Here is a 20,053-nt window from a genome sequence, read left to right on the forward strand (position 1 = left end):
TCCTCCCAGCCTTAATGTAATCTTTTTTATTAATCAAACCACCTGTTCAGGGGTATATGCGTACATGTAATCTTGATTGATGACTTGTTTCTCTTTTATCTCGGGTGGGAACATAGCCTCTGCCATACGAATAGCTTTTAGCATGCCCTTCGCTTTATTCACCGTCTCTTCATACTCTTTCTCCGGAACTGAGTCCCAAACGATACCCGCTCCAGCCTGCACATATGCTCTGCCCTTACGGAAGATGATTGTACGGATGGTGATACATGAATCCATATTTCCCGAGAATCCCAAATATCCAATCGCCCCCGCATAAGCACCACGGGCTTCTCGCTCCAATTCAGCAATAATCTCCATTGCCCGTAGCTTAGGTGCTCCTGAGACAGTACCGGCTGGCAGACAGGAGAGAAAGGCATCAAAGAAATCTTTATCCTCGCTAAGCGTGCCTGACACATTCGAAACCATATGCATGACATGAGAGTATCTTTCAATTTCCATAAAGGAATCACATTTTACAGAACCGAATTTGGACACTCTTCCTAAATCATTACGACCTAGATCAACTAGCATCAAATGCTCTGCACGTTCTTTTTCATCCTCCAGCAGCTCCGCGGCGTAAGCACGATCCGAAGCTTCACTTTCACCTCTTGGTCTTGTTCCGGCAATCGGCCGTGTCTCCACACGGTTTCCATCTACCTTTACGAGCGCTTCCGGTGAGGTTCCAACAATAATCTCTTCATCCATTTTCAAATAATACATATATGGAGATGGGTTAAGCGTCCTGAGCATCCGGTATACATGCAGTGGAGAAACTTCCGTTTCAATATGCAGGCGCTGCGACAACACCACTTGAAAAATATCGCCAGCCCGAATGTATTCCTTCGCTTGTTCTACGTTGTTGATATATTGTTCTTTAGTCAGGTTGGAATGAATCTCACCCAGCTCAATATCCTGCGGAATGCTGCGGCGGTTCACATTTTCCTTAGGCCCTTCCTTCTGCAGCTCTTCGGCCATATCCTCAAGCTTACGACTTAAGCTTTCGTAATTGGATTTGATATCTGAGTCCGTATCACCGTCTTTAACATGCAGGTTGCCAACTAGGAGAATTTGTTGTTTCACATGATCAAAAACAATGATGCGATCACAGAACATAAACCGGATATCATCCATTTGGAGATCATCTACTGGATGCTCAGGAAGCTTCTCATAATATTGCAGCAGATCATATCCAAAAAATCCGATCGCTCCTCCAGTAAATGGCGGCATCTCATCCAGCTTAGGGCTACGGTATGAACGAAGCAGCGCCTTAAGCTCCTCAATCGGCTTTCCATGCAGCTGTTTTTTCTTACCGTCGATCTCTACGTTAATCGCACCCTTTTTTCCCGATATCATTAAAAAGGGATCGCTGCCGATGAACGAATACCGGGCCCATTGTTTGCCACCCTCTACACTTTCTAGTAAGAACGCGCGGTCACGTTCAGCAAAACGTTGGAATAACCGGATAGGTGTTTCCATATCAGCCAGCAGCCGCTTCACAACAGGAATCAGATTATAATCCTGCGACAGCTTTACCACCTCTTGAACACTCGGATTCGTCATTTTTAGATGCCCCCTTGGTTATATAAATCTTTCCGAAACACAGAAAAACCCTCTACCAAAGTAGAGGGTTTGTGTAAGTAAGTATATGTTTTTGAGCAATGATCAGCATCGTTATGTTGTGCCTACAGACTTATCTCTAAATAAGATACATCACGGATGTGAAATAACACTCCAGTATATATCAAAATAAAGACTCTGCGTACACAAAAACTGCTAATCAGGCATAAACGTCTTCAGCATCCTTATAAGGACGGTAAGCGTATATGCGTGAAATATAAGAATGTATAGAACAAAGCTTATACTTTCTTATATTCGCAAAAATTTCTTGCACTCTGCTCAACTATACTCATCTCAACTCAACTAAACTCTTCTATACTCGGCTAATTACACTATACATGATGACAAGGGTCATTGACAACCCACAACTCAAATTTAAGACTTACTCTGCGACAAATCCGGACGAAGCTTCTGAGCTTCATTCAGATACACATGGCGGATCTCACGCTGTGATTTATCCGTATTAAACTGCACCATTAACCGGATACACATCGGCAGGCTGCCTTTGACCGGGATCTCGGTTGAACACATAAGCGGCACCATTTCCCAGCCCTCAATCTCACGAATGGCTCTTGCCGGAAAAGTAGCATCCAGATCATTGGTCATCGTAATCCATACATTGCTAATATCCTCAGCTATAACATTATTGCGTTCAACGATCTCCCGCAGCAGCACAACGGTTTCACGCAAAATCTCTGTTTCTTCGTTATTAATCACGGTAGTTGCTCCGCGAATCCCTCGATTTACCACGGTTTCCCCTCCTTTTTAAGCTCTGCCAGAACCTCTCGCACAAGCGATTCCTGTACATCGTTTACAATACTAACTACTCCTATGGCATCAGGCACAATAAAAGTCATTCTGCCTTCTTTGAATTTCTTATCATGCATCATTGCTTCCATTAGCTCCTCTTCATCATATTCAGAAGGAAGCTGTATAGGCAGTGAAAGTGCAGATAACATAGATACTGTATCCTCATAGATGGATCGGTCACGTCCAAGCTTTACAGCCAGCAGCGCCGAACCCGCCATACCAATCGCAATCGCTTCACCGTGCAAAAACACACCGTATCCGCCAACCGCTTCAATAGCATGGCCGATCGTATGGCCTAAATTCAGGATCGCCCGAAGTCCATGCTCACGTTCATCGTTCGCCACGACATGAGCTTTGATCGCACAACCGCGCTCAAGGGCATAGCCGAGAGCTTCAGCATTCAAAGCAAGCAGCTCATCAGCATGTTCACGGCACCAATATGCAAATTCTTTGTCACTAATCAGACCATGCTTCACTACTTCAGCTAAGCCAGAAGAGACTTGGCGCGGCGGAAGCGTGCGAAGGGTATCCAAATCGTAAAGCACCAGCGAAGGTTGATAGAACGCACCAACCATATTTTTGGCAAGTGGATGATTGACAGCCACTTTGCCGCCTACGCTGCTGTCATGGGCTAGAATCGTCGTTGGAATTTGTAGAAATCCTATTCCGCGCATGTAGGTAGCTGCTACAAAACCAGCTAAATCACCAACAACCCCGCCACCTAAAGCCAACACCGCTGAGTTACGATCTAGTCCCGCTTGAATCGCGGTCGTCATAACCTCTTCATACACGGTTAATGATTTGGATGCTTCCCCTGCCGGCATAATATGGCTGACTACGGTATAACCTTGCTGACGTAAAGCTTCTTCAAGCGCCGGTAAATACCGTGGAGCTACTTCACTATCACTCACAACCAGTAGCGGGCTGCGAGTGGACAGTCCAGCCTCAGCACAGTACTGGCCAATGTTCTGCAGCAGACCACTACCGATGTGGATTGGATAAGAACGATCTCCCAAATCTACATTGATTGTACGCATGATTAATAACTCTCCAATTGTGCAAGATAGTTTTCATAGTTCGCTTTAATTTCTTCGAGAGAATCCCCGCCGAATTTATCAAGAAATGCTTTGGCAACTTCCCATGCCACTACGCTTTCCAAAACCACACATGCCGCTGGAACCGCACATGCATCCGAACGTTCTACTTGAGCTGTAAAAGGTTCTTTCGTATCGATATCTACACTTTGAAGTGGCTTATACAAGGTAGGAATAGGCTTCATAACACCACGAACCACTACCGGCATGCCATTCGTCATCCCGCCTTCAAAACCGCCTAAACGATTGCTTGCGCGATAGTATCCTTTAGAAGCTTCATACATAATTTCATCATGGACTTGCGATCCACGCAATTTACCTGCTTCAAACCCAATGCCGATTTCAACGCCTTTGAAGGCATTAATCGACATCACTGCCCCAGCGATCGCACCGTCCAGCTTCCGGTCTGACTGTACATAGCTGCCAAGTCCAATGGGCAGTCCTTCGACGATACATTCAACGATTCCACCGATGGAGTCGCCCTCTTCCTTGATCTGATCTATGTAAGCCTCCATTTTCTGTTCCGTTTCTTTGTCGACAACTCTGACAGAAGACTGTTCTGTCCGTTCAATCAGCTCATCGATAGGCAGATCATTTGCAGGTGCCTCAATTTCACCAATGCGAATGACTTGACCTGCTACTTTCACACCAAAAGCTGCCAGCAGCTGTCTGGCTACAGCGCCACATGCAACTCTGGCTGCGGTTTCGCGGGCACTGGAGCGCTCCAGAACGTTGCGAAGATCCGTATGATTGTACTTCAATCCACCATTCAAATCTGCATGTCCAGGGCGCGGCCGATTTACCCGGCGTTTTTCTTCATCACTGCCTGGAATAGGTTCAATATTCATAATATTCTTCCAGTGAGTCCAATCCTTGTTCTCTACTACCAAGGCTACCGGAGCACCCGTAGTATAGCCGTGACGTACTCCACCTACAATTTGTGCCGTATCTTTTTCAATCTGCATGCGGCGTCCACGTCCGTATCCCTTTTGTCGACGATGCAATTGAAAGTTAAGCTCTTCAAAATCCAAAGTTAAATTACTTGGCAATCCCTCAATAATAGCCGTTAGCTGGGGGCCGTGCGTTTCCCCCGCTGTTAAATAGCGTAAACTCATGATGTCTTCCCCCTTTTATACTTTTAAACTGTAAACCGCTAAAATCCTATGATCTTTGCTCATTATAGTATAGGGAATCCGCTTTGACAAGAAAGGGATCTCCCTAGAAACACTGTATGTATACCGAAATAAAAAGCGCCATCCATACCCTTAAGAGTATGAATGGCGCTCCTCGGCTGGGTCCTCAGTTTGTTAGCTGCCGAGCCGCTGGCTTGGTGGAGGGAATGTAGACTTACGCTCTTCCAGCTGCAGAAGGCGCTCCAATTGCATTTCTTCCACACCGAGAATTTGCCCGCACTCACGAACGGTGATAAAGCCTCGTTTGTACGCGGCAATGACCTTGCTTTTGTCCATCGGTTTAACTTTCCTTTCACTTAGCGTACAGATTCTACTATCCAGTATCACTGAACTTTTGCGAAAGTATACCTTTGAAGTTAATGGCGAAGGAGCAAAAAGTATTTATTTTTTACGATAGAAAAAAGTTTCCGTCGATTCAAAGCCATATTGAGCCGGTGTAAAGATTTGCTCTGTGCTGCCCACAAACAAATAACCACCCGGACGTAAGCTAGCCGAAAACTTATGATAGAGCTTGTTCTTCGCTTCTTCAGTAAAATAGATCATTACATTGCGACAAATAATAAGATCGAAGCCTTCGTCGAACTTATCCAAGAGCAAATTTTGTTTGCGGAAATCTATGTTTTTCTTAAGTGAATCGCTGACCTTGAAGACAGGGCCTTCCGGCGTAAAATAACGTGCTGCCACGTCTTTCGGCACATCCTTTAAAGAACGTTCCAAATAAAGACCCTGCTTTGCTTTGGATAAAGCGCCATCATCAATATCAGTGGCAAGAATACCTGTCTGCGCCAATATATTCTTGTCCGACAAAATCATAGCCAGCGTGTAAGGCTCTTCGCCTGTAGAACATGCCGCGCTCCACAGCTTTAATTTGCGGCCCGACTGCTGGAGGTCAGGGAGGATAATATCCCGCAAAACTTCCCAGCGATTCGGATTCCGCCAGAACTCAGAGACATTGATCGTCATTCGATCTAAAAATTCATAAAATAAGTCCTTATTTTTCATCATCGCTGCAAAAAAATCACTGAAGGTATGATACCCATTCTTCATCCGAAGAGTCGTCAAACGCCGCTTCATCTGCGCTTCTTTATATTGAGCCAGATCAATTCCGGTGCTTTGTTTAACGTTGTGAATAAATCCGCTATAATCTGGATCTGTTGTTAATGCTGCAACATTACGATCAGACATGTTAATCCCCTGCCTCCCACCTGGACCTTACATCCAGACTGCGATGTCTTTGTTATACTGATTCAGTTCATCTGGAGCAAAGAAATTAGCAATTTCCCGTTCTGCACTTTCAGGCGAGTCTGATCCATGAATTAAATTAAGTGGTGTATGGCTGGCAAAGTCGCCACGAATCGTGCCTGGCAGAGCTTCTCCAACTTTTGTTTTGCCTATGAGTGTCCGGGATAAAGTTACGACATCATCGCCTTCCCATACCATTGCAAACACTGGACCTGAAGTGATGAAAGAGACCAGCTCTGAAAAAAAGTCTTTGCCTGCATGCTCAGCATAATGTCTTTTCGCTTGATCCTCACTAACTGTAATCAGTTTAGCAGCGACCAATTTAAACCCCTTATCCTCAAAGCGGGCAACAATACGCCCTATTAATCCACGTTGAACTCCATCAGGCTTGACCATCAGATACGTCTTTTCCATAGAAGCACTCTCCATTTTCCCATTTGAAGGGTTGTTTTGACGCTATCTTAACAGAAACATTGCTTTCTGGAAACGTTTAATTTCAATCTCACCAGAAGATCAATAACTTCTTCCTGTTATAAAATACGCAATATCGCGCAGATTGCGCTTAGTCTTATTGTTAGGCAATTGTTCCAGCGCCGCCAGCGCCTTGTCGATATAACGTGAAGCGAGCTCCTCAGAACGGGCGATTCCGTCTCCGGAAAGAATGAGATCAATCGCATGTCCTACCGTGCTATGTCCCTCACGTATAGACTTCAGTTCCTCAAGCAATGACTCGCGCAGTCGCTCATCCTCAAGACTATAAATCACTGGAAGTGTAATGTTTCCTTGCCGCATATCACTGCCCGGAGGTTTACCGATCTGTTTCTCTGTGCCTGAGAGATCCAGTAAATCATCACGAATCTGGAACGCCATACCCACGTTATATCCATAATTATAAAGCAAACGAGCTACTTCTGGATCTGCTTCAGCAGCAAGAGCGCCGAGTTGGCAGCTAACTGCAATCAGCAGGGCTGTTTTGCGGCGGATACGCCGTAGATAATGACGTACACTTTGCTCACTGTTGAAAAAGTCACGAATCTGCTCCATCTCTCCGATCGACATTTCGATCATCGCCTTAGACAGAATTTGATGAATTCGTGGATTCTTCAGCTCCGTAGTCATAACCAGCGCTTTTGCATATATGTAGTCACCAGTGTACATGGCAATTTTATCGCCCCATTTTGCTTTCACGGTGAGTTCACCACGGCGCAATTCTGCATCGTCGATCACATCATCATGGACCAGTGAAGCGCTATGGATCAACTCTAACGGTATCGCCACCCGTTTCAGTTTTTCCAGATCATACTTACCGAATTTCCCGCCCATTAGGACAAATACGGGACGTAATCTTTTGCCGCCTGCCTTTAATAAATGCAGGGAGGTTTCTGTAAGCAGATCGTCATCCCCCTGTACACTGCGGTACAGCTCTTTTTCAATCTGATCCATATCTCTGTTCAGTAATCCGAATATTTGCAGTCGTTTCATTCTTTCACCCGTGTCAACAGTTTATGGCTCCAAATCTCCATCTTCACTTCCTGCGGCAGCAGGCCCATCTCATAGGCATAGCGGAAATAGAGGTTCAAACCTTGCTGCTGCCTTTCTCCAAAATCATAACATAAATTGCGGAAGTACCCTTCCCAATAAGACTTTGTTCCTCCAATGTTAGAACAAGCTGCTTGTACAATAGGATCTAAATCTCTCAATCCCCGCATTTTACTCTCGGCAAAAGCCTCTGCAATCTCAGAAATAGCTTCCGGTTTGTCCTCCGCAGCCTTTCGATTCACTGCCCAGACCGCAAAGGTCATCCCTAAGCCCGTCCATTCCTTCCAAACCTCAGCCAGATCAGTAACGATATAACCTTGATCCTGCCATGAGGCCTTAATAGCATTATCACCAATTAATAAACAGGCATCCGCTTCATGCATCATGTCATCCAAATCCGGATTAGCGCTAATATACTCCGGTTTATTGCCAAAAGCTTTTTCCATTAAAATTTTCAGCAAATTTACCGAGGTTGCAGAAGTATTCGTAACAGCGATCTTACCGCTGCCAATCTGAGCAAATGGCACCCTGGAAAAAAGGAATATTGATCTCACAGGACCGTCCGCGCTAACCGATAAATCAGGTAGAAGTAATAATTTGTCACTGGCCTCAGCATAAGCAAAAGAGGATAAAGCACCTACATGAATAGTTCCACGGCTCATCCCCTGATTAAGAATGGCAGGTACCTCACTCACCATCTCTGCAGAATATTTCAATGCAGAGGGATGAAAATTGTGAAATACCGGCCATGAGTTGGTATAGCTGATTTTGCCGATGATGGTGTGGCTGTTATTGTCCATCCTTTCAATCCCCCCATCTTCGAAATAAATTGTGTTCAATATTAAAGCTGTCAAGCACTTTGCCCACCATGAAATTAATCAGATCATCCATACTTTGCGGCCCAAAATAAAAAGCCGGCATTGCGGGAATCATCCGAACTCCCAGACGGGACAGCTTCAACATATTTTCTAGATGAATAGCATGCAATGGAGTCTCACGAGGTACAAGCACCAGTGGGCGGCCTTCCTTGAGCATAACGTCAGCAGCACGTGTCATCAGATTATCAGAGGTCCCATTCGCTACCGCGGATAATGTTCCCATAGAGCAAGGCATAATAATCATCCCTTCCACACGAAACGAACCACTTGCAATGGATGCGCCGATATCCGCAACAGGATGATAAAGCAGAGAACCGGGATAGCCTTTGAACCTTTCGTTCAAAAAGCCCTCCCGGTCTGATGCGATATAGCCAAGTTCTTCTTTAAATACGCGCCAGCCCGCATTACTAACTACCAAATGCACGGAGTAGCCTAGTGACAGCAAGGTTTCAGTTAGACGAACACCATATATCGCACCGCTTGCTCCTGTAATTCCAACCACGATGTTTTTCGGTTTAGTAAGCGTCATTAGTAGAACTGCACCACCAAGTCAATCAAAGTGAAAGAGAACACCACGATGCTCAATACGCCGTTCATAGTGAAAAAAGCAGTCTGCAGACGGCTCAGGTCACTCGGAGATACAATGTAGTGCTCATAAAAGAGAATGATATATGCGATGATCATGCCTGCTACATACCACCAGCTTAAATCCGTCATAAACAGCAACGATACGAATCCAATCGCCGTGAGAATGTGAAATACGCGGGCAATAAAGAGTGCACCTTGAACCCCGAACCGAACCGGAATGGACTTCAAGCCCTCTTTTAGATCAAACTCAACATCCTGACAAGAATAAATTACATCAAAACCTGCAGTCCAAAACACAATAGTGAAATAAAATACCATTGAAGTCCAATTCACACTACCAGTTACAGCTACCCAACCGCCTAAAGGTGCAAGCGCAATGGTCAGACCGAGGATAAGATGGCAGGCCCATGTAAACCGCTTAGTAAATGAATAAATGACAAGAAGGAAAACTGCGATTGGCAAGAGCTTGGCCGACAAAGGATTCAGCTTAAAGGCTGCCCAAAAGAGTAAGAAAAACGAAATGCCGATAAAAATGACAACTTCACCGATCTTCAATAATCCTGCAGGAATAGCTCTTCCCGCTGTGCGTGGATTCTTAGCATCACTTATCCGGTCAATCAGTCGATTCAGCCCCATAGCAGCGCTCCGTGCCCCAAACATAGCCACTACGATCCAACCAATCTGGCTCCAGGTAGGTAGCGTGCCAAACATGACAACGGAACCAAGTAAAGCGCCCATAAAAGCAAAAGGTAAAGCAAATACCGTATGTTCAAACTTGATCATTTGTAAAAAGATACCGATTTTCTTAAACATTCCCGTTCTCCTTGAGCCCAATATGTAATGCCGCGATGCCTCCGGTCAAGGGGAAGGATTCCACTTTTTGCAGTCCGGTTTCACGGAAAATAGCAGCTAATTGCTCCCGGTCAGGGAACAGCGCCAGCGATTCTGGCAGCCATTTGTATTGCTCATACCTTTTAGCGAATAACTTGCCCAGCAATGGAAGAACACGCTGAAAATAAAAGAAATAGATACCTTTAAACGGTTGTTTCATCGGCTTGGAAAGCTCCAGGCAGACCACCATTCCTCCGGGCTTCACCACTCGTTTCATCTCGTTCAGCACTTGAACAAGATCCGGTACGTTGCGGAGTCCAAAACCAATCGTTGCATAATCAAATGCGTTGTCTTCAAAAGGCAACTCCATAGCGTTGCCCTGTACGAGAGAGATCCGGTTCTGAAGCTTGCGCTCCTCCACCTTACGGTGCCCCACTTCAAGCATGCCTGCACTGAAGTCGAGCCCTATCACATTCCCTGTCTGTGAGGCTTCGGCCAAGGCAATGCTCCAATCGCAAGTGCCGCAGCATAAGTCTACAGCTGAATCCCCGCGCTTCATGCCCATCTTCTTCATCGTGAACTTACGCCAAGCCTTATGCCGGCGAAAACTTAAGATGTCATTCATCAAATCATATTTACCTGCAATACTCTCAAACACCGAGTGCACAAACTGTTCCTTCGGTTTGCTGTTATCACCCACAGCAGTTGTAGTTTTGTCCATAGTCATCCACTAACCCTCCACGGCTGCTTGTCCTGAGACTTTCATCTGCAGGAGAATACGATCCAGCGCTATCTCAAGCTCTCTAAGCAGGCTTTCGTCTTTAACGCTTTGTAATAGTCCCTGAATCGACTGAATCGACTGATGGAGCATGTCCGTCAGCAGAGAATCACATTTATATTTCATCTTCAGCATCTTCCAGTCCTTCTGATCAAGGTTCTGGTCTTGAAGCTGTTTGCGTTCTTCCTCTGTCGCTGACTCCAGCATCTTCCAGTAGCAATAACCATTGCTTGCATTCTCAAGGTTATCACAACGCTGAAGCTCAATGGCAACCGTTTCGCACTGACTGAACTCTGTCAATAACTTCTCCCACAATTCCACTAAGGAATTCTCGATCATGGGCGTAAAAGAAAGGAACAGCCGCATATTGAGCTGTACCATGTGCCGCAAGTATTGTTCAGCCGAAAGACGGATTCCTCTCATCTTCACATAGAGGTTCGCTTTCAAGACATTGAAATCAGCAATCGCCTTACTCAAGATTCCAACCATCTCAATCTGATCACTCTTTGCAAGCAGATGGTAAAACCAGCTACTAAAATAATCGCCAGCCAATACCTTTAATTGACGGGAACGCATAGGATCTCCACCGCGTCTATCATTCGAGCGGTCAATTACCTCATGTGTATCTAGTCCAAGTTGAATAAGTGCGGTTACGAGCGTATACAACTCACCAGTACTTCCTTTTACAGAAGATCCATGGTTTAGAAAAATATATAACAAATGACCCCGGCCATCAGAAAACGGCGGCAAATCCGTATGCTTCTGAATCATGTCGTAGTCGGTGTAGGGTTTTGCCAGTTGCGGTATGCAGTACGGTTTCATTTCAGCCTCCGAAGCCATTGACATTTATATTAATTCCTTTGTTCACAATCTTGTCTATTATATCACATGTTTTTTTGTCACGCACTGTGATACAACTGAGTTTCTTTTATTCTTCTCAAGGATAAATGAACTGCTTCTTCCAGAGCTCAGTCTCACTAATACGGAAGCCCGTCTTGAGACGCTCGGAAATGGGGAAATTACCCGCAGACTGAAGTTCATTCTGGAGTTCAACGGACCACTCCGCGCGTCTGATATCCCCTGCTAGCAGCAGCCGGCGGCTATCCAGCCATTTATCCATGACCACGATGCGCAGCAGGAGCTGATCCACATTCGAGGTTTCTTGAAAAGCAAAAGAAATAGTCTGTGCCATATTTCGATAAAGCTCCTGGGGTTCATGATCATTTCCGCTCACTTTTAAATCCAGAGACAGAACGTGATCCTCCCAGTCTACGCTATCAATGGATAAGGTCAATGGAAGTGCGCCAAGAACATCAACAAGATTATCGTTGTCTAGCACCGTGTTATAGCCGCCAGTAAAAGTCTCCACTGCACCATTTCGCTGCTGTAAGGTTGAATCCATATCTGCCACTTTGGGCAATATTACAGCAGAGGTTGCAGTCAAGAGTAATACGGCTCCAACCCACCAGGCCTTGTTCATGAACACGCCCCCCTTATCCATAATTCCCACTCTTAGCGGAATACGATCATTTATCTTTACTATATTTTGAAAAAAAGCAGGCTATGCCTGCTTTTCAGCTTTCACTTTCCAATTGTCCGTGCTTTGTCCATATTTCAGCCTTACCGCGGATCTTCATCGCTGAGGTATGATCAGTAAACTGGGCAATCAATACCTCGCCCTTATCCAGCTTCTCTGTATGATGAAAACGTGTATCTGTACCTCTGGTTAACCCAATGACCTGAACGCCATTATCTTTAGCCTTAACCACAATATAGTCGCTGCCCGTTGGAAGCGGAGTAGTACCCGTATTTTTATCCATCATCACTCATCCTCCTCTAAACCTATTATACAGTTCATAGTATTTCAAAAAACAAATGCCGCCTTGGAGGGCGGCATAGTTGTTCTTAAAAAGACTATGGGATAGGTATGTAGAAATCTTTATTTGATTCCGTCTTTCAGCGCCTTACCGGGTTTGAATGCCGGTACCTTGCTTGCAGGAATTTCGATTTCTTCACCAGTTTGCGGGTTACGGCCTTTACGTGCAGAACGCTCACGCACTTCAAAGTTTCCGAATCCAACCAGTTGTACTTTATCACCGCTTTGCAGTGCTTCTGTAATTGCTTCGAAAACCGCATCTACAGCTTTAGTAGCATCCTTCTTGGGAAGTTCAGTTGCTTCTGTAACTACATTGATCAAATCTGATTTATTCATGTTTTCTCACCTCCCTGAGTAAATTCTCCGGTATCATACACTGTTTCCGTTTCAACGTAAAATATACGTGATAATCCCGTTTAAAACTTAACTTTGGCGCCCTTAGACCTTGAAGCGCAACAAACTTATAGTAATACAGCCCATCCATAAATTCAAGCTGTTACTCAAAAAAGGAGCAGAAATTATCATCTATACTTGCATATTTATCTAAATTCGATCTAATTTGTTAGACCTATAGGAGCAGTTAAGGTCTTTATTTCATCAGAATAATTGAGTCAGATTCACCGTTATTATAGGAACTAGGTATCAAGTTTTAGGATATATACAAATAAAAAGAGCAGGATTTCTCCCACTCTTTGAATTTATTTATATTCAGCTTAGAGAATAATTGCAATAAGTCCGCCGGAACCCTCATTTATAATGCGGCCAAGCGTTTCTTGCAGTTTGTAGCGCGCATTATCCGGCATCATAGCTATCTTGCCTTGAATTCCTTCTCTTACAATGGAGTGTAGGGAGCGGCCAAAAATATCGGATTCCCAAATCTTAATAGGATCATTCTCAAAGTCCTGCATCAGATAACGAACCAGCTCTTCGCTTTGCTTTTCCGTTCCGATGATTGGCGAGAATTCAGACTCCACATCCACCCGAATCATATGAATGGATGGTGCCGTAGCCTTTAAGCGAACCCCGAAGCGAGAGCCCTGACGAATCAGTTCTGGCTCGTCGAGTGCCATTTCGGCTAAAGATGGAGCCGCGATACCATAGCCAGTAGTCTTGACCATTTCCAAAGCTTCTGAGAATCGGTCGTATTCTCGTTTCGCATGTGAGAACTCCTGCATAAGCTGGAGCAGATGATCCTTACCGCGGATCTCAACCCCCACCACTTCCATCAGAACTTGATCGTACAGCTCTTCTGGAGCATACAGGTCGATCTCTGCTACACCCTGACCCATGTTCATACCACTTAGGCCAGCTTTATCAATAAAGTCATATTCGGTGAACTGAGATACGAGGCGGTCAACATCCCGCAGGCGGCGGATGTCTTTTACAGTATCGCGAACGGAGTTCTCATAACTACTACGCAGCCAGTGGTTTTCTCCAAGCACCATAACCCAGCTTGGCAGATTTACATTTACTTCATGCACTGGGAATTCATAAAGCACTTCCCGCAGCACACCCGTTACGTCATCTTCGCTCATGTTTGCGGCGCTTAGCGTCATAACTGGGATATCGTATTTGATGGCTAGCTCGTTACGGAGCTGCTGCGCTTCCTCACTGCGTGGCCGGGTGGAGTTAATGACAAGCACAAACGGCTTACCCACTTCCTTCAGCTCTGCAATGACGCGCTCTTCAGAGTCCACGTACGAGTTCCGCGGAATTTCTGCAATCGTACCATCTGTTGTTACCACTACACCTAGCGTTGAATGCTCCTGAATAACCTTACGTGTCCCGATTTCTGCCGCTTCCTGAAAAGGAATAGGCTCTTCAAACCAAGGTGTAGAGATCATTCGTGGTCCATTTTCATCCTCGTAACCTTTTGCACCCTCTACAGCGTAACCCACACAGTCTACCAGACGAACATTAACCTCAAGCCCTTCCGCAACCTTGATTTGGACTGCGTTGTTTGGCACAAACTTCGGTTCTGTCGTCATAATCGTTTTGCCTGCTGCGCTTTGCGGAAGCTCATCCACAGCTCTTACTCGATCAGCCTCATTCGTGATGTTTGGCAGGACAATGGTTTCCATGAAGCGCTTGATAAATGTCGATTTCCCCGTGCGAACCGCGCCGACGACGCCAAGATAAATGTCTCCGCCGGTACGCTCGGCAATGTCCTTGAAAATATCCACTTTTTCCAAAAGAGATCCCCTCCTCATATTACTCCGAAGAAAAAATGCCTGAAGAGCATCGACTTCGCGTTCCGCCGGTAATCTGACCCTTGCAGGACATCAACCGGACTTATCGTATGCCCGCCCGAAGCCTAGCTGCTTTCGACCGGGACGTACTTGCCCCGCGCTAAACTCCGAATGCTCGGACATGCATTTGGACTAGTATCATCATATGTATCCGGAACGAATTTATGACCCATATTCGCGCATTTCACAATGTAATTTCAAAAAAAGTTAAGTCTGCGCGCCGCAAGGCGTCTGACGCCCGGAAGCTTACTCATCCATCTTATGAGGTAGGATTCGTTGATAGAACTATTTTTAGTGGATGCTGAGATTAAAAGGTTATAAACAAAAAACGCCTAATGCCCCGGATAAAACCGAAGCTTAGACGCTTTTAAACTATAACTCTAACTTGGAGGCTGTGGGATCGGCTGATTATTAATCCATAGATACGGCAAAGACTTTACGGGAACGTAATATGAAGCTTCCTCCAGATCCAGTCGCAAGTCCTGATTCTTGTCGTGCTCTCCACCCTTCTTATCGACGGCAGCCATGATATCAAAAACATAATCTACGTAGACAGTTCCATCCTTATCCATGATAAAGTCAAGAACTTGACCGGAATAGACGCTAGTTAAGGTTATAGAGCTTGTACCCGCCTGCTTATGATCAATGGTATACAATCCGGGGTATAGCTCATCAAGCACAGGGAGGTTGCCGCCATGAGCTGATTTATAGCGGTTAACCTGTCGTTGCACGTCATTCACCTTTTGAACCGTAACAAGGTCCATCACCTTCACCACAGGATCAATTTCCTCATTCAAAATAAGAAAATAAGCACTTCCACCCTGCTCAAAAGCGGTAGCCGGTATATCATCCAAATATCCCTTATTATTCAACTTCCCCAGGTCAATACGAAACTTCTCATACCTTGGAGTAGTTTCATCCGCATTAAGAATGGGCAGTACCTCTTCCTCCTGTTGATAATCATCAACGGCTGCTTGTATCCGTTTAACACTTTCCCGATAATTAACACTAGCCCGCTTCTCATCACCTGGGTATAGACAACCCGAAAGCGTAAGCGCGAGCGATACCATCCCTAGCAAAAGCTTGGCCCCTGCCTTCAGTTTCATTTTATATCCTATAAACTCCAACCGAGTCCCTCCCACGGTGACATTCTTACGCTACCACAGTTCATCTTCTTCCCCACGCCGCGCTGCTTCAAGCTTACGGCGCACCGCAGCCTTCAGTGGATCTTCCGGCACCTGAACGGTTACGTCGCTCCATACGGCAGCCTGACAGGCCAGACGCGTTCCTTCTTCTAAGGCCGATCCAAGCTTACGCCGCTCAATATCTCCGGGAGGCCTTACTGCAGAAGCCTCTTCCTTCGCGACTGTAACCTTGCACATCAGGCAGCCTGCTTTGCCTCCGCATCTAGTTGTAATTGGCACTCCTGCTTTACGAGCGGCCTCTAATAACGAAATGCCACGGTTCACAACAGCTTTACGACCTTCTGGTTGAAATACAACGGTAACTCCTTTTTGTGATTTCATGATGTTACTTCCTTCCTCAACACTATGTAACTGCTTACATAATTGAAACAACTCCGCCCAATAGGCCCACTAACATGATGACAAAAGCAAGTATAGACAGTACAGCCTTAAGCAATCCCTTGGTTTTGCTCCGAGCAAAAGTTATAAGAAATACTGATAATCCCATAATCAGCATCGCAATCAGGGATAACCACATTTTTGTCATCGGATCCATGGTCAAAGCCCCCATTCGCCTGTAATTTATTAGGGACTATTATATCATGACCTTATCCTTTTCTGTAAAAAAACATCATTTTTTATGTATTATTTTAAATAGATTACGCTTCGTGAAAATTATCAGGAATATAAAAAAAAGCAAAAGACGACGGAATCGTTCATTGATCCGTTTTCTTTTGCTCACCCAACATAAAGCTATTTTTTAAGCATCATTTTCATTAAAGACTCCATTGTGCTGGAACCTGCGCCGCCTTTTTTAACGGCATTGATAATCTCCTGCACAGTAGCTTCACTGACCGGCACTTTCGCCATTGATGACACCTGCTTAATTAACTGGCGGAGCTGGGCTTCATTCTGCGTAGTTCCTGGCTTTACCGTACTGGCTAGCTTTTTGACGGCACTTTCCGTAATGTTCTTGCCCGCCTTTTTGTTAATGGCGTTCAATGCATCCTTGGAAAAATCTCTGCTCACTTTTCATCCCTCCTCCGTCAATCCCCATTACAACATATGAGAATTTGCGGAAAAAGGTGAACAGGATCAGGAATGCCACTGCTCCCAAGTTTCCTGGGAGATCGACTCAAGCTCAGGCTTACGATCACGACCCATCAAGGCTTCAACCGCACTGCGTGGGCTTCTTCCTTGAAAGAGCACATGATAAATCTGATCCGTAATCGGCATCTGCACACCCAGCTTGAGCGAAATTGCATAAGCTGCTTCGGTAGTACGAATACCTTCGACTACCATCCCCATGGATTCCAGCACCTCGGCCAGCGGCTTGCCTTGACCAAGCATGGACCCAGCGCGCCAGTTACGGCTGTGCTGACTAGTAGCCGTCACAACAAGGTCGCCAATTCCGGCAAGGCCGGCAAAGGTCAAAGGATTGGCTCCAAGCTCAACTCCCACCCGAGATATCTCGGCGAGTCCACGGGTCAAAAGCGCTGCTTTAGCATTGTCCCCATATCCAAGGCCATCGGATAGACCTGCACCAAGGGCAATAATATTCTTAAGAGCTCCGGCAAGCTCTACCCCTACCTGATCACGATTCGTATATACACGGAAATCGTTGTTGATGAACAATTCCTGCGCTTCGGCGCTACGTTTGTCATCAGGTGAAGCAACTACAACGGTTGTAGGACACCGGCGTACAACTTCCTCTGCATGACTTGGACCGGAGAGGACGACGATCTGCCCTTCGTCACAGCCTAGTTCCTCTGCAATTACGATGGACATCCGCTTATTGCTTTCTGACTCAAAGCCCTTCGTAGCATGAACACATAACATGTCATCCTTCCAGAATGGCTTCAGACTGCGAGCAACCTGCCGCATTCCTGAAGACGGAGCTACAATTACAACCGCCTTAGAACCGGACACTGCCGTTTCCATATCCGTAGTTGCAATAATGTTAGCTGGCAGTGCGATGTCAGGCAGATACTTATTATTCGTATGAGAGCCATTGATCTCGGCAGCTTGATCAGAGTTGCGTGTCCACAGATAAACTTCCGAGTGGTTTGCAGCCAGCACGCTAGCCAGCGCAGTTCCCCAGCTCCCCGCTACAAGTACGGTAACTTTATCAGACAACACGATTCCCTCCTTTAACTTTTGAGCCTATCTTGTTCTCACGGCCTTCTACGATCTTTACAATATTCGTCCGGTGCCGCCAGAAGGCGAAGACCGCAATAATAATACTGGTCCAGAGCACAGGTTGTGTAAATCCTGTCAACAATAAAGCCACTGGTGTCAGTGCTACAAAAATTAATGAGCCAAGGGACACGTAACGGGTGATAAAGATAGACAGGATGGCGATGATACCGGCGAGCAGCGCTGGCCATAAACAAAGCGTAGCCATAACACCGATCGTAGTAGCAATGCCTTTCCCCCCACGAAAACGAAAATAGAGCGGCCAATTATGCCCGATGATGGCAGCGATTCCGCAAAGAGCCGGAACCCAGGTTCCCCAACCGCCGACCCAGGTTCCTAACCATACAGCGGCCACCCCTTTCAGCACATCCAGCAACAGCACTAGTATTGCAGGACCTTTACCCAATACACGCAGTGTATTGGTAGCTCCCGCATTTCCGCTTCCGTATTGACGGATATCAATTCCCTTTAGCAACTTTGCAAGCAGTACACTAAAGCTGACAGAACCAAGCAAATAGCTTACAACGATAACCAGAAGTTCAAGCGCCACACTTCTTCTCCCCTAACCTTCGTTTTCGGATTTGCGCCGTGTAAAGAGACGGATTGGTGTTCCTTCGAAATTAAATGCTGCGCGAATTTTATTCTCCAGATAACGTTCATAGGAGAAATGCATCAGCGACGGATCATTCACGAACACCACAATCGTAGGCGGCTTAACCGCAACCTGCGTTACATAGTTAATACGCAAGCGACGGCCTTTGTCAGTTGGTGGAGGGTTAATCGCGATTGCATCAGATACAACGTCGTTCACCAAATGTGTAGTAATGCGCAGTGCGTGCTGTTGAGATACATGCTGTACAACAGGCAGCAGTTTTTGCAAACGCTGTTTGGTTAAAGCCGACAAAAAGACAACCGGTGCGTAACTCATAAACAAGAAATGGTCACGAATCTTCGTCTCGAAGTTCTGCATAGTCTTATCGTCTTTCACAATGGCATCCCATTTGTTGACAACAAAAATAGATGCTTTACCAGCTTCATGTGCATAACCAGCAATATGCTTGTCCTGATCGATGATGCCCTCTTCGCCGTTAATTACAACGAGGACCACATCAGCCCGTTCAATCGCACGCATAGCACGCATAACACTGTATTTTTCAATGTTCTCGTATACCTTGCCTTTTTTACGCATACCTGCCGTATCGATAAGCACATAACGTTGCCCATCACGTTCAAAAGGAGTATCGATAGCATCTCTTGTTGTCCCTGCAATATCGCTGACGATAACACGTTCTTCGCCCAAAATCGCGTTAACCAGAGAGGATTTACCTACATTCGGACGGCCAATCAAAGCTACACGAATGACATCCTCATCGTATTCATCATCTATTTTCTCAGGTAGGCGCTCAACTACAGCATCAAGCAAATCTCCGAGTCCGGTTCCGTGACTACCAGAGATTCCGATTGGATCGCCAAAACCAAGGCTATAGAACTCATAAATATCATCCGCACGCTTCATATTATCCACTTTGTTGATGGCAAGAACGACTGGTTTACCTGAACGGAACAGAATCTGAGCTACCTCTTCATCTGAATTCGTCACACCACTCTTCGCCTCACACATAAATACAATAACATCCGCTTCTTCAATCGCCAGCTCCGCTTGAACACGGATTGATTTCAGAATTGTATCTTCTCCATCAATTTCAATACCTCCGGTATCAATCACACTGAACGACTTACCGTTCCAATCTGAAATACCATAAATCCGGTCACGTGTAATCCCCGGCTTATCTTCTACAATGGCTAATCTATCGCCAATCAGCCGATTAAATATCGTCGATTTTCCGACGTTAGGCCTCCCAACAATTGCCACAACGGGTCTTGCCATATTCATTCCTCCTGTCATCCTTACGTTACTCATCATAGCAAAAAACATTTA

The 20,053-nt window shown here is 45.6% G+C and carries 24 protein-coding genes; all 24 read right to left on the bottom strand.

Translation table 11 applies throughout. The annotated features are described in order from the left end of the window. Window positions 1-33 precede the first annotated feature (33 nt). Window positions 34-1,599: an anthranilate synthase component I gene (trpE, locus tag NST40_RS21500; protein WP_076127509.1), complete on the bottom strand. Its 1,566-nt coding sequence runs from the start codon at window positions 1,597-1,599 to the stop codon at window positions 34-36. A 432-nt stretch (window positions 1,600-2,031) separates the two neighbouring features. Beyond that, a complete protein-coding gene (gene aroH / locus NST40_RS21505) occupies window positions 2,032-2,406 on the bottom strand; it encodes a chorismate mutase (RefSeq protein ID WP_076127508.1) in 375 nt (124 codons plus the stop codon). Then, window positions 2,400-3,503, bottom strand: coding sequence for a 3-dehydroquinate synthase (aroB, locus tag NST40_RS21510; protein WP_076276710.1), 1,104 nt, complete (start codon window positions 3,501-3,503; stop codon window positions 2,400-2,402). Before aroB ends, aroH begins: the two co-directional genes overlap by 7 nt. 2 nt (window positions 3,504-3,505) lie before the next feature. After that, entirely contained in the window at window positions 3,506-4,675 is a 1,170-nt protein-coding gene (gene aroC / locus NST40_RS21515; RefSeq protein ID WP_076134686.1) for a chorismate synthase, read from the bottom strand. Window positions 4,676-4,867: 192 nt separating this feature from the next. Further along, complete coding sequence (locus tag NST40_RS21520) at window positions 4,868-5,029, bottom strand: hypothetical protein (RefSeq protein WP_169744788.1); 162 nt, start codon at window positions 5,027-5,029, stop codon at window positions 4,868-4,870. A gap of 105 nt (window positions 5,030-5,134) precedes the next feature. Then, window positions 5,135-5,938, bottom strand: coding sequence for a protein-glutamate O-methyltransferase CheR (locus tag NST40_RS21525; protein ID WP_036676236.1), 804 nt, complete (start codon window positions 5,936-5,938; stop codon window positions 5,135-5,137). Window positions 5,939-5,965: 27 nt separating this feature from the next. After that, window positions 5,966-6,409: a nucleoside-diphosphate kinase gene (gene ndk, locus NST40_RS21530; RefSeq protein WP_076127503.1), complete on the bottom strand. Its 444-nt coding sequence runs from the start codon at window positions 6,407-6,409 to the stop codon at window positions 5,966-5,968. A 99-nt stretch (window positions 6,410-6,508) separates the two neighbouring features. Next, entirely contained in the window at window positions 6,509-7,477 is a 969-nt protein-coding gene (locus NST40_RS21535) for a polyprenyl synthetase family protein (protein WP_076127501.1), read from the bottom strand. Further along, window positions 7,474-8,334: a menaquinone biosynthesis protein gene (locus tag NST40_RS21540; protein ID WP_076218704.1), complete on the bottom strand. Its 861-nt coding sequence runs from the start codon at window positions 8,332-8,334 to the stop codon at window positions 7,474-7,476. The genes NST40_RS21535 and NST40_RS21540 overlap by 4 nt, the downstream gene beginning before the upstream one ends. Before the next feature lie 4 nt (window positions 8,335-8,338). Beyond that, window positions 8,339-8,941: a flavin prenyltransferase UbiX gene (locus tag NST40_RS21545; protein WP_036676229.1), complete on the bottom strand. Its 603-nt coding sequence runs from the start codon at window positions 8,939-8,941 to the stop codon at window positions 8,339-8,341. Beyond that, window positions 8,941-9,813, bottom strand: a complete 873-nt coding sequence (locus tag NST40_RS21550) for a UbiA-like polyprenyltransferase (protein ID WP_076127498.1) — start codon at window positions 9,811-9,813, stop codon at window positions 8,941-8,943. The genes NST40_RS21545 and NST40_RS21550 overlap by 1 nt, the downstream gene beginning before the upstream one ends. Then, a complete protein-coding gene (locus tag NST40_RS21555) occupies window positions 9,806-10,558 on the bottom strand; it encodes a demethylmenaquinone methyltransferase (protein ID WP_143761902.1) in 753 nt (250 codons plus the stop codon). Before NST40_RS21555 ends, NST40_RS21550 begins: the two co-directional genes overlap by 8 nt. A gap of 3 nt (window positions 10,559-10,561) precedes the next feature. Further along, the gene (locus tag NST40_RS21560) at window positions 10,562-11,455 is read right to left on the bottom strand and encodes a heptaprenyl diphosphate synthase component 1 (protein ID WP_254857027.1); all 894 of its coding nucleotides are present in this window, start codon (window positions 11,453-11,455) and stop codon (window positions 10,562-10,564) included. A gap of 91 nt (window positions 11,456-11,546) precedes the next feature. After that, complete coding sequence (locus NST40_RS21565) at window positions 11,547-12,089, bottom strand: hypothetical protein (RefSeq protein WP_076276708.1); 543 nt, start codon at window positions 12,087-12,089, stop codon at window positions 11,547-11,549. Between the two features lie 94 nt (window positions 12,090-12,183). After that, complete coding sequence (gene mtrB / locus NST40_RS21570) at window positions 12,184-12,432, bottom strand: trp RNA-binding attenuation protein MtrB (RefSeq protein ID WP_051490908.1); 249 nt, start codon at window positions 12,430-12,432, stop codon at window positions 12,184-12,186. 116 nt (window positions 12,433-12,548) lie between these two features. Beyond that, window positions 12,549-12,821 carry an HU family DNA-binding protein gene (locus NST40_RS21575; protein WP_036676223.1) on the bottom strand — a complete coding sequence of 91 codons (273 nt, stop codon included), beginning with the start codon at window positions 12,819-12,821 and terminating at the stop codon, window positions 12,549-12,551. A gap of 377 nt (window positions 12,822-13,198) precedes the next feature. Next, on the bottom strand, window positions 13,199-14,677 hold the full coding sequence (spoIVA, locus tag NST40_RS21580; RefSeq protein WP_036676222.1) for a stage IV sporulation protein A: 1,479 nt from the start codon (window positions 14,675-14,677) through the stop codon (window positions 13,199-13,201). 437 nt (window positions 14,678-15,114) lie between these two features. Continuing rightward, window positions 15,115-15,861, bottom strand: coding sequence for a hypothetical protein (locus tag NST40_RS21585; RefSeq protein ID WP_341003285.1), 747 nt, complete (start codon window positions 15,859-15,861; stop codon window positions 15,115-15,117). Between the two features lie 30 nt (window positions 15,862-15,891). Further along, entirely contained in the window at window positions 15,892-16,260 is a 369-nt protein-coding gene (locus NST40_RS21590; RefSeq protein ID WP_076218703.1) for a 2Fe-2S iron-sulfur cluster-binding protein, read from the bottom strand. 34 nt (window positions 16,261-16,294) lie between these two features. Next, the gene (locus NST40_RS21595; protein ID WP_036676218.1) at window positions 16,295-16,474 is read right to left on the bottom strand and encodes a DUF2768 family protein; all 180 of its coding nucleotides are present in this window, start codon (window positions 16,472-16,474) and stop codon (window positions 16,295-16,297) included. A 197-nt stretch (window positions 16,475-16,671) separates the two neighbouring features. After that, complete coding sequence (locus tag NST40_RS21600) at window positions 16,672-16,947, bottom strand: stage VI sporulation protein F (RefSeq protein WP_038572437.1); 276 nt, start codon at window positions 16,945-16,947, stop codon at window positions 16,672-16,674. Between the two features lie 66 nt (window positions 16,948-17,013). Further along, window positions 17,014-18,054 (bottom strand): NAD(P)H-dependent glycerol-3-phosphate dehydrogenase, encoded by a 1,041-nt coding sequence (locus NST40_RS21605; RefSeq protein ID WP_076218702.1) that lies wholly within the window; start codon window positions 18,052-18,054, stop codon window positions 17,014-17,016. Next, window positions 18,047-18,664 carry a glycerol-3-phosphate 1-O-acyltransferase PlsY gene (gene plsY / locus NST40_RS21610; protein ID WP_036676213.1) on the bottom strand — a complete coding sequence of 206 codons (618 nt, stop codon included), beginning with the start codon at window positions 18,662-18,664 and terminating at the stop codon, window positions 18,047-18,049. The genes NST40_RS21605 and plsY overlap by 8 nt, the downstream gene beginning before the upstream one ends. Before the next feature lie 12 nt (window positions 18,665-18,676). Beyond that, window positions 18,677-20,002 carry a ribosome biogenesis GTPase Der gene (gene der, locus NST40_RS21615; protein ID WP_036676212.1) on the bottom strand — a complete coding sequence of 442 codons (1,326 nt, stop codon included), beginning with the start codon at window positions 20,000-20,002 and terminating at the stop codon, window positions 18,677-18,679. Window positions 20,003-20,053 lie beyond the last annotated feature (51 nt).

The sequence above is a fragment of the Paenibacillus sp. FSL R10-2778 genome, from assembly GCF_038593035.1.
Lineage (GTDB): Bacteria > Bacillota > Bacilli > Paenibacillales > Paenibacillaceae > Paenibacillus_AQ > Paenibacillus_AQ odorifer.